Consider the following 12464-nt stretch of genomic DNA (forward strand, 5'->3'; position numbering starts at 1 on the left):
GCACCGTTCCCGCCATCAAGCCCGCCGCGGAACTGTCGAAGAGCCGGGTGATCGGCGTGCTCGGCACCGAGGCCACCGTGCGCCAGCCCTATGTCGACGACCTGGCCGCGCGCTTCGCCTCGGACTGCACTGTCATCCGCCACGGCAGCCCGGAGCTGGTCGAACTGGCCGAAGCGAAACTGGCCGGCGCGCCCATCTCGATCCAGGCAGTGCAGGATGCGATCGCGCCGATGGTGCAGCAGCCGGAAGGCGATAAGATGGACGTGATGGTGCTGGCCTGCACCCACTTCCCGCTGCTCGCCGAGGAAATTGCCGCTGTGTTTCCGGCCATCGTTCAGGTCGATGGCGGCCCCGGCATCGCCCGGCGGATTGCCTATCTGACCGGAGGCCAGCCTTGGCCGGCCGCCGCGCCCGGCGGCATTGCGGTGTTCACCTCGCCGCCGCCAGATTCGCTCGCCGCTGCTTTGTCGCGCTTTGGTCTGGGCGAGATGCGCATTCTCTGATTGTTGCGAGTCGTTCTCAATGGCCTTCCCTGCTTCACGGCGATATTGGGCGCGGGAGCGAAGGAAATCCCAGTTGGATTACGACGGAATCTTCAGGGCGGCGATCGATCGTCTCCATGACGAGGGGCGCTACCGCGTCTTCATCGACATCTTGCGCACCAAGGGCTCGTTCCCCAACGCGCATTGCTTCCACGGTCACAATGGGCCGAAGCCGATCACCGTCTGGTGCTCCAACGACTATCTCGGCATGGGTCAGCACCCCGCCGTGGTCGCGGCGATGGAAGAGGCGCTGCACAGCGTCGGCGCTGGCTCCGGCGGCACGCGCAACATCGGCGGGAACACCCATTACCATGTCGAGCTGGAGGCCGAGCTGGCCTCGTTGCACGGCAAGGAAGCCGCGCTCCTGTTCACCAGCGGCTACGTCTCCAACGAGGCGGCGCTGTCTACGCTCGGCAAGCTGCTCCCCGGCTGCATCATTTTTTCCGACGAACTCAACCACGCCTCGATGATCGCCGGCATCCGCAGCTCCGGCTGCGAGAAGCGCGTGTTTCGCCACAACGACCTCGAACATCTCGAGCAGCTGCTCGAGGAAGCGCCGGCCGAAGCGCCCAAGCTGATCGCGTTCGAAAGCGTCTATTCGATGGACGGTGACGTCGCGCCGATCGCCGAGATTTGCGACCTCGCCGACCGCTATGGCGCCATCACCTACCTCGACGAGGTCCATGCCGTCGGCATGTATGGCGAGCATGGTGGCGGGATCAGCGAGCGCGACAATGTCGCCCACCGCGTCACACTGATCGAAGGCACGCTCGGCAAGGCATTTGGCGTGATGGGCGGTTATGTCGCCGCCGATAAGAATATCATCGACTGCATTCGCAGCTATGCGCCCGGCTTCATCTTCACCACCTCGCTGTCACCCGTGTTGGTCGCCGGCGCGCTTGCTAGTGTCCGCCACTTGAAGGCCTCGCAGGAAGAGCGCGCGGGCCAGCAGGCTGGCGCGGCCATGCTCAAGGCCAAGTTCCGCGATGCGGGCCTGCCGGTGATGGACAGCGTCACCCACATCGTTCCGTTGCTGGTAGGCTGCCCGGTCAAGGCCAAGCGGATCAGCGACATTTTGCTCGCCGAGTATGGCCTCTACGTCCAGCCGATCAATTTCCCGACCGTGCCGCGCGGGACCGAGCGGCTGCGCTTCACCCCGGGACCGACCCATAGCGAAGCGATGATGGACGAATTGACCGGCGCCCTGGTCGAGATTTGGGGCCGGCTGGAGCTGCAGGCCGTTATGGCGGCCTAGGGAAATGTGCGGCATCGCTGGCTGGTATCGGCGGGGCAATCGTCCCGTCGCCTACGACGTGGTGGTCGCCCAGTGCGACCGCATCGTCCATCGCGGCCCGGACGATGCAGGCTATTTCACGGATGGCGACCTCGGCATGGGGATGCGACGCCTCAGCATCATCGACATCGCCGGAGGCCATCAGCCGATGGAGACGCCGGATGGCCGCCACGTCATCGTGTTCAACGGCGAAATCTACAATCATCGGACGCTGCGACCGGACCTGGAGGCGGCAGGCTGTCGCTTCCACAGCCACTCGGACACGGAAACCTTGCTCGCGGCTTATAGCGTCTGGGGCGACGATACCTGGCTAAAACTTGAAGGCATGTATGGCGTCGCGATTTGGGATCGCCTGACAAGAACGTTGACCCTCGCTCGGGATCCGATCGGCATCAAGCCGCTCTACATTACCGAGCAACATGGGGGCATCGCCTTTGCATCCGAGCTTAAGGCACTGACCTTGCTGCCGGAGCATGTGTTCGAAGTGGATCCGCAGGCCATCCACGATTATTTCTCATTCGGGCACGTCCAGCGGCCAAGGTCGATTTATCGCCAGGTGCGTCAGCTCGACCCGGGGCATATCCTGAGGATCGGCCCCGAAGGCGAGGCCAGCGAGCATCGGTTCTGGAAACCGCGGGTACGGATCGATCACGGCCTGACTGAATCGGAATGGATCGAGGAAACCCGTGCCAAGGTGCTGGCAACGGTCGATCATCACATGTTGTCGGATGTGCCGGTGGGGTCCTTCCTGTCGGGCGGTGTCGATTCCGCGGCGGTGACGGCCGCAATGGCGATGCAATCCGATCGGCCGGTAACCGCGTTCACTATCGGTTTTCCTGGTAATCCGATCGACGAAACCGATGCCGCCAGACGGATCGCCGACCATCTGGGCTGCCAGCACATCGTGCGCCCGGTCGACCTGATGAAGGCGCGCGATGTCATCCCGTTGGTCCAGCACAGCTTTGACGAACCTTCAGGGGCGAGCGCCGCCATCCCGACCTGGTATTTGTCCAAGCTCGCCTCCGAACACGTCAAGGTGGTCCTCTCGGGTGAAGGCGGCGACGAGCTGTTCGCGGGCTACAAACGCCATTTCAAGGTGCGGAGCGCCGATCGATGGGGGCCGTTGCTGCGCGCCCTCGGCCCGGCGCGACACTTGCTGGAGAAGCTACCGGCTTTCGCGGCCAGCCAGCGCGTGCGCCGGCGTCTCAGCGATGCAGCCCAGACCCGATCCGGGTTCCAGCGGTTCATCGCGGGGACCGAGATCAGTTCACCGGCGCTTCGCCGCCGGCTCTTTTCGCCGGAACTGATCGAGTTTGAACGCTCGCCGGACCGGTTCGAAGACCATTATTCCGACCCCGAATGGGCCAAGGAATCGATGCTCCAGCAATTCATGTTCGGCGACCTCACCGTGCATATGCCGTCGACCCTGCTCAACCGGCTCGACCGAATGAGCATGGCCCACTCGCTGGAGGCGCGCGTCCCGCTGCTGTCGCATCGGTTTGTCGACTGGTCGTTGACCATGCCGATGAAGCTGAAGGCGCGCGGCGTCGGCAAATATGCGCTGCGGGAGGCCTGCCGCCCCTGGCTGCCGGCGGGGACACTCGATCGCAAGAAGCAGGGCTTCCAGATGCCATTGAAGGACTGGTTCCTGGGCGATTTCTCTCACTTTGCTCGAGAGGCGTGGCAAGATAGCGGCGCCGCCGACGCGGGCCTGCTCGACAATCAGGCCGTCGACTCATTGTTCGATCAGCATCATGCTGGCGAAGGCAATAGCGCCAAGTTGCTCTACGCCATCACAATGTTCGCCTGCTGGTGGCAGGACCAGCGCGACAGGCAGAGCCCCAGCGTATCGTCGGTCAAGCCGGTGCTTCATCAGAGCGGAGCAGATGCCTGATCCAATGGTCAGGGCACCCGTCTTGGGGCTATGACCGCAATATTCCGACCGGCTGATCGAGGCTACAACGATGAACAAACCCGCATCGCCGGACTTTCGTCATGACATGCCCGATGACCTGCGTGCGGTCCTCAAATCCGACGCGGCGCTGCAGGCCAAATGGGACGGCCTGACCGAGCTCGCCCGCAACGAGTGGATCTGCTGGATGACGTCGGTCAAAAAGCAGGAAACCCGCGACGAGCATCTGCAACGGCTGCAGGACGACATCCTCGGCGGCAAGCGGCGCCCTTGCTGCTGGCCGGGCTGCCCGCACCGCCGGGCTTCCGCGCAGAAATACTTCAAGGACTGAGCGGACCACTGGCGAATCCAGGCTGCATCGCCTAGGTGTTGGGCATGCGCATCGCCCTTGCCGCCGACCATGCCGGTTACAGCCTAAAAGACGAACTTGCCGCCTGGCTGCGGGAGACCGGGCATGAGGTGACCGACCTTGGCACCAACGGCCCGGAAAGCGTCGATTATCCCCAGTTCGGCGAGAAGCTGGCAGAGGAAATCGCCGCCGGAAGGTCCGAGCGCGGGATCGCCATTTGCGGCTCGGGCATCGGCATTTCGATCGCCGTCAACCGCAACCCGGCCTGCCGCTGCGCCCGGGTCGACGAGCCGCTATCGGCCACCCTGTCGCGCGAACATAATGACTCGAACGTCATTGCCTTTGGCGCCCGGCTGATCGGCAGCGACATGGCCAAGGACATCGTCCTCGCCTTCTTGAACACGCAATTCGCCGGCGGGCGCCACCAGCGCCGCGTCGACCAGCTCTCCCACCTTCTCCAGGATAGCGATTGATGGCCACTGCCCCCGACCTGACCGACGTCCAGCCGCTGGGCTTCTTCACCGAGCGCCTTGCGGACGCCGATCCTGCCGTCGCCGCGGCAATCAAGGCCGAGCTTGTCCGCGAACAGGCCCAGATCGAGCTGATCGCGTCGGAAAATATCGTCAGCCGCGCGGTGCTCGAAGCGCAGGGCTCGGTGCTGACCAACAAATATGCCGAAGGCTATCCGGGCCGCCGCTATTACCAGGGCTGCGGGCCGTCGGATTCGGTTGAAACGCTGGCGATCGAGCGGGCCAAGCAGCTGTTCAACTGCGGCTACGCCAACGTCCAGCCGCATAGCGGCGCGCAGGCCAATGGCGCGGTGATGATGGCGCTGCTGAAGCCCGGCGACACCATCATGGGGATGAGCCTGGCCGCCGGCGGGCACCTCACCCATGGCGCTCCGCCGGCCCAGTCGGGCAAATGGTTCAACGCCGTCCAGTACGGCGTCCGGCCCGACGATCATCTGGTCGATTTCGACGAGCTGCTGGCGCTGGCCAAGGAACATCAACCCAAGCTGATCATCGCCGGCGGGTCTGCCTATCCGCGCCACCTCGATTTCGCCCGCTTCCGCGCCATTTGCGACGAGGTTGGCGCGCTGCTGTTCGTCGATATGGCCCATTTCGCCGGGCTGGTCGCAGCCGGCGAGCATCCGACCCCCTTCGGCCACGCCCATGTCGTCACCACCACTACCCACAAGACGCTGCGCGGCCCGCGCGGCGGCATGGTGCTGACCGATGACGAGGCGATCGCCAAGAAGGTCAATTCGGCGGTGTTCCCGGGCCTCCAGGGCGGCCCGCTGATGCACGTCATCGCCGCCAAGGCAGTCGCCTTCGGCGAGGCGCTAGAGCCGGGCTTCAAAACCTATGCCAAGGCCGTCATTCGCAACGCCCAGATGTTGGCCAACCGGCTCAAGGAGCGCGGCGCCGATCTGGTCGCCGGCGGCACCGATACCCATCTCGCGCTGGTTGACCTGCGCCCGCTTGGCGTCACTGGCGCCGACGCCGACCAGAGCCTCGAGCATGCCGGCATCACCTGCAACAAGAATGGCGTGCCGTTCGACCCGCTGCCGCCGGTCAAGACCAGCGGCATCCGCGTCGGTTCGCCAGCGGGCACTACCCGCGGCTTTGGCGAGGACGAGTTCCGCGACATTGCCGACATGGTCGCCGACGTGCTCGACGGCCTCCAGGCGAACGGCGTCGACAATAATGGCGCGGTCGAGCAGGCGGTCGGCGAGCGGGTCCGCGCGCTCTGTGCCCGCTTCCCGATCTATCAGGGATAAGGAATGCGCTGCCCCTTCTGTGCGCATGAAGACAGCCAGGTGAAGGACAGCCGCCCGTCCGAAGACGGCGCGGCGATCCGGCGGCGGCGGCAATGCGAGGGTTGCGGCGCGCGCTTTACGACCTTCGAACGCGTCCATCTGAAGGACCTTGTGGTGGTCAAGAAGGACGGCAAGCGCGAGCCGTTCGACCGGGCCAAGCTGGAGCGGGCGATCGGCCACAGCTGCCGCAAGCGCGATGTCGACCCGGCCAAGATCGACCAGCTGGTGAGCGGCGTGCAGCGGCAGATGGAGACGCTCGGCGACGAGGTCACGTCGGCCCGGATCGGCGAGGCGGTGATGGCCGGTTTGAGGGCCCTCGATCATGTAGCTTACATAAGGTTCGCCAGCATTTACAAAGACTTCAGCGAGCCGGGTGACTTCGCCGAGATCGCCGAGCGGGTCGAGAAGGAAGCCATCCCGCCCGGCCACAACAAGCTGTTATGAGCGTCATCCAACCGGTCATCGTCCTCGTCCGGCCGCAGCTTGGCCAGAATATCGGCAAGGCGGCACGGGCGATGCTCAACTTCGGCCTGACCGAGCTCAGGCTGGTCGCCCCGCGCGACGGCTGGCCCAATCCCGACGCCGGCCCCGCCGCCAGCGGCGCCGACGCGTTGCTGGAGTCCGCGACGGTCTTTGAAACCACTGCCGAGGCCATCGCCGACTGCAACCTGGTCTTCGCCTCGACCGTCCGCCGCCGCGACCTGGTGATGCCGGTTGTCGGTCCGGAGGAAATGGCGCGGGAAATCCATTCGACCGGCGGCCAGGCTGCGATCCTGTTCGGCCCCGAACGGTCCGGTCTTGAGTCCGAAGATGTGGCCCTGGCCAATGCCATCGTGACCGTGCCGATCAATCCCGAATTCGGCAGCCTCAACCTCGCCCAGGCGGTGATCCTGCTGGCCTATGAATGGTCGCGCGGCGCCGAGCTCAGCCAACCGACCGCCAAGGAACTGGAACCGCCGGCGGCGATGGGCGACCTTGAAGGCCTGATCGGGCAGCTGGAGGGCTCGCTCGATCAGAAAGGCTATTTCTTCCCGCCCGACAGGATTCAGGCGACCAAGGCGACGCTTCGCACGATCCTGACCAAGCCGCGATGGTCGACACGGGAAATCCAGGCATTGCGGGGGGTCATCCGCGCGCTGTCGAGCAACGGTTCGTCGAAAAATTGAAGTTTTGGCCTTTAAAATCTCGAAATAGTCGGCCTAACGTCTCGCGCTCCAATCTAATTTAATAGGATTCGTCATGATCCCCCTTCTGTTTAGCGTGATGTTGCTTGCTTCGGACACGCCCGGCACGACCAATCCGGCCGCTTCCGAAACCACCGAGCAGGCCGTTCCGGCGAAAAAGGTCAAAGAAAAGAAGATCTGCAGGGAGGACCCGGCCTACACCGGCTCGCGAATGAAGAAGCAGATTTGTCTGACGGAAACCGATTGGGAAAAGCGGCGCTTAGCCGGAGTCCGTAGCGACAGGGCTGGCAGCTCTCAGTCGGCTGATTAATCGGCGATCGATCAGTTTCTGGTTCGATCAAACACGTCAAATTCGTGGGCGATCGAGGTTTCGATCAGATCTTCGTACAGCCGTGTCATGAGTTGGCGGTCGACACCCATTTCGGCCGCCGACGCATCCACCTTCGCTAGCACGTCGGCCTTGCGCCATTCGTCGCGTACGGCCGCTCGGTCGGGCTTGATGCGCGCCGCCGCGTCCATGTAGCCGAACCGCCGCTTCAGCAGGGCAACGACCTGCCGGTCGACATCATCGACCCCGGCGCGGACTTCGGTCATGGTGGAGCAGTCGTCGGGGTCGCGGATCTCGGTCATGTGTCGCCCCATGCCAAAGCCTTGCACCGTTGCAAAGCTTGACCTTTTGGCCCTCCCCCGCTAGGCGCGCGGCTCGCAATTGACCCCGCACCCCTGGTGAAGCGGTGGTCCTGCCCTTCCGCAACGGATAGGTGGCGCGGTTCCAGGGAAGACAGAAACGCAATTGGAGTATCACCATGTCGAAGCGCAGCAGCGCCAAGTATAAGCTCGATCGCCGCATGGGCGAGAATGTCTTCGGTCGCCCGAAGAGCCCGGTCAACCGCCGCGAATATGGTCCCGGCCAGCATGGCCAGCGCCGCAAGGGCAAGATGTCGGACTTCGGCATCCAGCTGCGCGCCAAGCAGAAGCTCAAGGGCTATTACGGTGATGTCACCGAAAAGCAGTTCAAGCGGACCTATGTTGAAGCGAGCCGGATGAAGGGCGACGCTTCGCAGAACCTGATCGGTCTGCTCGAGCGCCGGCTGGACATGGTGGTCTATCGCGCCAAGTTCGCGCCGACCATCTGGGCCGCCCGTCAGCTGGTCAGCCATGGCCACATCCGCGTCAACGGCACCAAGTGCAACATCGCCTCGCGCCGCATCGATGTCGGCGACGTGATCGAGCTCGGCCCCAAGGCGCAGGAAATGGCGCTGGTGATGGAAGCGCAGGGCCTCGCCGAGCGCGACATCCCCGAATATGTCGCGCCCGACGGTAACTCAAAGGTGCAGTTCTCGCGCGTCCCGACGCTCGACGAAGTGCCTTACCCGGTGAAGATGGAACCGAACCTGGTCATCGAATTCTATTCGCGCTGATCCCTAGAGATCTGCCGGAACAGCAAAGGGCGGTCCCATCCGGGGCCGCCCTTTTTGTTTGCGCCTAATGGCCGATTGTCCGGTCGAGCAGTTCGCCGGTCTTGGTCAGCATTTCGATTCGTGCGTTGGTGTCGTCCAGCTGGTGATCGAGTCCCTTGTAGGTGAGTAGCTCGACCGGCTTGCCTGCTCTGCGCAGCGCGCTCTCCATCTTCTGGCTGTGTTCAATGCCGACATTTGCATCGAGGTCACCATGCACCAGCAACACGGGCGCTTTGATCGCTGTCGCGTTGTGCAGCGGGGAGCCATCGCGAACGTGTGCGCCTGAGCCCACGAAATCCTTGACCAGTTCCGAGTTGGTAAAGCCCTCCGCATCTCTCTTTAACAGCCCCAGGTCGGTAACCGGCGCGATCGCGACCGCCGACCTGAACAGGTCCGGCTCAACCGCGGCCGACTGGAGCGCCGCATAACCGCCGTAGGACCATCCGACGATCGCCAAGCGCTTTGGATCGGCGATGCCCTCACTCACCAGATAGCGCGCCGAATCGATCACGTCAGAAATCGAAGTTTGCCAGTTGCGGAAGCCGTTGCCATTGAGGAATTCCTCACCATAGCCGGCCGAGCCCCGATAGTTGGGCTGGACCACGACATAGCCGCGCGCGGCAAGGAATTGCGCCAGCCAGTCAAATCCCCACTCGTCGCGGGCGCTAGGCCCGCCATGCGGTAGCACCACCGCGGGCATATTCTTGCCGCTGCTTCCCGTCGGGACGGTCACATAGGCGGGGATCACCGCTCCGTCGCGCGACTTGTATTGCACCGCCTTGACCGGGCTGAGCATCCTATTCTTGAGCGCGGGGCGAACGTCCGCCAGCTCACTCATCTCTCGTGTCTTGCGATCAAGCAAGTAATAGGTTCCAGGATTGGTGTCGGAACCGGCGAATATGAGCAGCGCATTGCCGTCCGCGCTTGCGCCGGCGAAGTCGATCAGCGGCGAGGAAGGCAATGCCTTGCCCAGCGATGCAGACAGCTTCTCGAATTCCGCGTCGAAATAGATCGAGCGACCGCGGTCTTCCGCATAATTGTAAGCGATGACTCGCTGGCCACGCCCGAACCGCTCGACCCCGCGGATGTCGACGGCATCGTTCTTGGCCACGAGCGAAGACTTGCCAGAGCCGTCAAGGGCGATGCGGTAAAGAGCGTCGCGCCCATTCAGTTTTTGCAGGGCAAATAGCGTGTTGCTGTCGGCCTCGATCGCCAGGGGATAGATACCTCTGTAGGTACGGGCGTCATATTCACCGAGCGGCTTCCACTCGCGTGACCCGGGCACTCGGTAAGCAAAGCTGGTTATCCCGGTGAGCAACCCGTCGCCCTTGGCTTCGTCACGTATCCGCAACCGCACATTGCCACGCCCGTCGGTCATATAGCCTGACGTCCAGCGACTGGCGGGCTCGACGCTGTCCGCCTTCAATGTTTTCAAATCAATGCGATCGACCCCGAGCCCTTCCTTGCTGCGCGCCACGTGGCTGATCGCTAGACCGACCTCGGGCACATATTCGCGCGCCATGAGGACTGAACCGTCCTCGCCGGGCAGCCAGTCAAGGATCGAGCCATCGGTTTGACGCAATCCGCCATCATAGGAACTCCGGCGCTGGCCGAGCGGTTTCAGTCCAGTGCCGCTGATGCCCATCGTAACGAGCCGTCCGAACTCAACAATCTGCCCGCTCATGTCGACGTTCCCGCCATAGCGGCAGACTAGCTGCGTATCGCTGGCGAACTGACACCAATGCAACGATTCCGGGTTGCCCGGAGACCCGACTGCAGTCGTCGAGGCGCCGGTCTTCAGGTCGAAAACCTTGGCATAGGTCGTCCGCCCCGGCCCCGCCACCAGCATCACGACCTTATCGCCGGAAGGTGAGATCGCCATCTGCTCGGCGGACGGCCGGGCGCCAAATGCTTTCGCATCGTCGGCAAGCGGCGCTGCCGACAGGCTGCTAGTCGCCATCAGCGCGACCAGCGCTCCACCAAATTGATTGGGCAACATCTTATTTCCTAAAAGCTAATGGCCGATCGTCCGGTCGAGCAACGCACCCATCTTGGTCAGCATCTCGATCCTGGCATTGCTGTCGTCGAGATAATGGTCGAGCCCCTTATAGCTCAGGAACTCGACTGGCTTGCCGGCAGCAGTCAGCGCACTCGCCATTCGCTGGCTGTGCTCAATGCCCACATTAACGTCGAGATCGCCGTGGACTAGGAGCACGGGCGCCTTGATCGCCGCCGCATTGCGCGCAGGCGACCCGGCGCGGACGTTTTCTCCCGACCCGATCATTTGCTTCACCAGTTCGGAGTTGGTGAAATCTTCGGCCCGGCGCTTCTTCAGTTCGAGATCAGTCACCGGCGCAATTGCGACCACCGCCTTGTAGAGATCGGGATCAATCGTCGCTGACAGGAGCGCTGCATAGCCACCGTAGGACCAGCCGACGATTGCCACCCGATCCTTTGCTGCCACTCCGGAATCGACCAAATAGCGCGCCGAGTCTGCAATGTCCGACATTGCCGTTTGCCAATTGCGATAAGCGTTCACATTCTGGAAGTCGTCGCCATAGCCGGACGAGCCGCGATAGTTCGGCTGGATCACGACATAGCCTCGTGCCGCCAAGAACTGCGAGAGCCAGTCAAAACCCCATTCGTCGCGGGCGCTGGGGCCGCCGTGGGGAAGCACGATTGCCGGCATATTTTTGCCGCTGCTGCCTGCTGGAATTGTAATGTAGGCCGGAATGGTCGTCCCGTCCCGAGACTTGTAGGTTACTGCCTTGACCGGACTCAGCGTCTTGCCTTTGAGCGCCGGCCTGACGTCGGCCAGGTCCGCCATTTCATGCGTCTTACGGTCGAGAAAATAATAGGTGCCGGGATTGGTGTCGGACCCGGCAAATATGAGCAAATCATTGGCGTCGGCGCTCGCGCCGGCAAAATTGATCAACGGCGATGCCGGAAGGGAACGTCCGAGAGACTGGGCGAGCCCACCGAATTCGCGGTCGAAATAGACCGTGCGCGCTCTATCGTCGGTATAAGTGTAAGCGATGACCTTCTGGCCCCGTCCGAACCGCTTTACGCTGTTAATGTCGACGGCATCATTCTTGCTGACGAGAGTGGTTGTTCCGGTTCCGTCGAGCGCCATTCGATAGAGCGCGTCGCGTCCGTTCAGTTTCTGCAAGAGAAACAAGGAGTTGCTGTCCGCTTCGATTGCCAGCGGATAGATGCCGCTGTTGTCGCGGGAATTATATTGGCCAAGCGATTTCCAGTCGTTCGATCCTGGAACGCGATAAGAATAGCTGATCACGCCCGTCAGGGTGCCATCATCTTCCGCCTCGTCGCGAATCCGCAACCGGACATTGCCGCGGCCGTCGGTCATAAAGCCGGTCGTGAGGCGATCAGGAGCCTCGACGGTGCTGCTTTCCAGGCTTTGCAAGTCGATCCGGTCGACACCCAGGCCCTTGGACTTACGGATCATCCTGGTTCCGGTCTTGCCAATTTCCGGAATATATTCGCGCGCCATCAGCACCGCGCCGCTGCCGCTCGTTAGCCAATCGAGAATATCGCCATCGTTCTGGCGAAGGCCATTGTCGTAGAAGCTTTTCTCCTGGCCAAGCAGCTTCAGGCCCTTGCCGTCGGTTCCGACCCGCACCAGCCGACTGAATCCGACTAGCAGTCCATCAACGTCGAGGTTGCCGCCATATTGGCAGATGAGCTGGGTATCGGTTCCAAACTCGCACCAGCGCAATGTTTCGGGCTTGCCGGGCGAAGAGACTACAACGGATTCAGCGCCGGTACGAAGATCGAAAACCTTTGCGGTGGTTTGGCTGCCTGGCCCGGCAACAAGCATCACCACCTTGTCCCCGGATGGCGAGATTGCGACCTGTTCGGCCGCCGGCCGCGTTCCGAACGCCTT

13 protein-coding genes are annotated in these 12464 nt (G+C 62.8%); 10 read left to right on the forward strand and 3 right to left on the reverse strand.

The genetic code is table 11. From position 1 onward, the window contains the following. The 9 genes from Q0C64_RS11305 to Q0C64_RS11345 all read left to right on the forward strand — a co-directional run. Positions 1–503, forward strand: a 503-nt coding sequence (locus tag Q0C64_RS11305) for an aspartate/glutamate racemase family protein (protein ID WP_294123853.1), incomplete at its 5' end; no start/stop codon positions are given. Positions 504–576: 73 nt separating this feature from the next. Continuing rightward, positions 577–1797, forward strand: coding sequence for a 5-aminolevulinate synthase (gene hemA / locus Q0C64_RS11310; protein ID WP_294123854.1), 1221 nt, complete (start codon positions 577–579; stop codon positions 1795–1797). Positions 1798–1801: 4 nt separating this feature from the next. Further along, positions 1802–3730, forward strand: coding sequence for an asparagine synthase (glutamine-hydrolyzing) (gene asnB, locus Q0C64_RS11315; RefSeq protein ID WP_294123855.1), 1929 nt, complete (start codon positions 1802–1804; stop codon positions 3728–3730). A 70-nt stretch (positions 3731–3800) separates the two neighbouring features. Then, positions 3801–4079: a YdeI/OmpD-associated family protein gene (locus tag Q0C64_RS11320; protein WP_294123857.1), complete on the forward strand. Its 279-nt coding sequence runs from the start codon at positions 3801–3803 to the stop codon at positions 4077–4079. Between the two features lie 44 nt (positions 4080–4123). Next, positions 4124–4570 (forward strand): ribose 5-phosphate isomerase B, encoded by a 447-nt coding sequence (gene rpiB / locus Q0C64_RS11325; RefSeq protein ID WP_294123860.1) that lies wholly within the window; start codon positions 4124–4126, stop codon positions 4568–4570. After that, a complete protein-coding gene (glyA, locus tag Q0C64_RS11330) occupies positions 4570–5877 on the forward strand; it encodes a serine hydroxymethyltransferase (RefSeq protein WP_294123862.1) in 1308 nt (435 codons plus the stop codon). Before rpiB ends, glyA begins: the two co-directional genes overlap by 1 nt. A gap of 3 nt (positions 5878–5880) precedes the next feature. Further along, the gene (gene nrdR / locus Q0C64_RS11335) at positions 5881–6360 is read left to right on the forward strand and encodes a transcriptional regulator NrdR (protein ID WP_294123864.1); all 480 of its coding nucleotides are present in this window, start codon (positions 5881–5883) and stop codon (positions 6358–6360) included. Further along, the gene (locus tag Q0C64_RS11340; protein ID WP_294123866.1) at positions 6357–7082 is read left to right on the forward strand and encodes an RNA methyltransferase; all 726 of its coding nucleotides are present in this window, start codon (positions 6357–6359) and stop codon (positions 7080–7082) included. The genes nrdR and Q0C64_RS11340 overlap by 4 nt, the downstream gene beginning before the upstream one ends. A gap of 73 nt (positions 7083–7155) precedes the next feature. Continuing rightward, on the forward strand, positions 7156–7410 hold the full coding sequence (locus Q0C64_RS11345) for a hypothetical protein (protein ID WP_294123867.1): 255 nt from the start codon (positions 7156–7158) through the stop codon (positions 7408–7410). An 11-nt stretch (positions 7411–7421) separates the two neighbouring features. Here the strand turns inward: Q0C64_RS11345 and Q0C64_RS11350 are convergent, their stop codons facing one another. Next, positions 7422–7730: a chorismate mutase gene (locus Q0C64_RS11350; protein ID WP_294123869.1), complete on the reverse strand. Its 309-nt coding sequence runs from the start codon at positions 7728–7730 to the stop codon at positions 7422–7424. 176 nt (positions 7731–7906) lie between these two features. Between Q0C64_RS11350 and rpsD the strand changes: the two genes are divergently transcribed. Then, positions 7907–8521, forward strand: a complete 615-nt coding sequence (gene rpsD / locus Q0C64_RS11355) for a 30S ribosomal protein S4 (RefSeq protein WP_294123871.1) — start codon at positions 7907–7909, stop codon at positions 8519–8521. Between the two features lie 64 nt (positions 8522–8585). Here the strand turns inward: rpsD and Q0C64_RS11360 are convergent, their stop codons facing one another. Both Q0C64_RS11360 and Q0C64_RS11365 read right to left on the reverse strand, forming a co-directional pair. Continuing rightward, the gene (locus Q0C64_RS11360; protein WP_294123872.1) at positions 8586–10559 is read right to left on the reverse strand and encodes a S9 family peptidase; all 1974 of its coding nucleotides are present in this window, start codon (positions 10557–10559) and stop codon (positions 8586–8588) included. Between the two features lie 15 nt (positions 10560–10574). After that, positions 10575–12464, reverse strand: a 1890-nt coding sequence (locus Q0C64_RS11365) for a S9 family peptidase (protein ID WP_294123874.1), incomplete at its 5' end; no start/stop codon positions are given.

The organism is Sphingomonas sp. (assembly GCF_023266535.1).
GTDB lineage: Bacteria > Pseudomonadota > Alphaproteobacteria > Sphingomonadales > Sphingomonadaceae > Sphingomicrobium.

Bases quoted from the DNA above. Each gene is read 5' to 3' on its own strand.
- asnB (WP_294123855.1), top strand. From the start codon at position 1,802: ATGTGCGGCATCGCTGGCTGGTATCGGCGGGGCAATCGTCCCGTCGCC.
- Q0C64_RS11320 (WP_294123857.1), top strand. From the start codon at position 3,801: ATGAACAAACCCGCATCGCCGGACTTTCGTCATGACATGCCCGATGAC.
- rpiB (WP_294123860.1), top strand. From the start codon at position 4,124: ATGCGCATCGCCCTTGCCGCCGACCATGCCGGTTACAGCCTAAAAGAC.
- glyA (WP_294123862.1), top strand. From the start codon at position 4,570: ATGGCCACTGCCCCCGACCTGACCGACGTCCAGCCGCTGGGCTTCTTC.
- nrdR (WP_294123864.1), top strand. From the start codon at position 5,881: ATGCGCTGCCCCTTCTGTGCGCATGAAGACAGCCAGGTGAAGGACAGC.
- Q0C64_RS11340 (WP_294123866.1), top strand. From the start codon at position 6,357: ATGAGCGTCATCCAACCGGTCATCGTCCTCGTCCGGCCGCAGCTTGGC.
- Q0C64_RS11345 (WP_294123867.1), top strand. From the start codon at position 7,156: ATGATCCCCCTTCTGTTTAGCGTGATGTTGCTTGCTTCGGACACGCCC.
- Q0C64_RS11350 (WP_294123869.1), bottom strand. From the start codon at position 7,730: ATGACCGAGATCCGCGACCCCGACGACTGCTCCACCATGACCGAAGTC.
- rpsD (WP_294123871.1), top strand. From the start codon at position 7,907: ATGTCGAAGCGCAGCAGCGCCAAGTATAAGCTCGATCGCCGCATGGGC.
- Q0C64_RS11360 (WP_294123872.1), bottom strand. From the start codon at position 10,559: ATGTTGCCCAATCAATTTGGTGGAGCGCTGGTCGCGCTGATGGCGACT.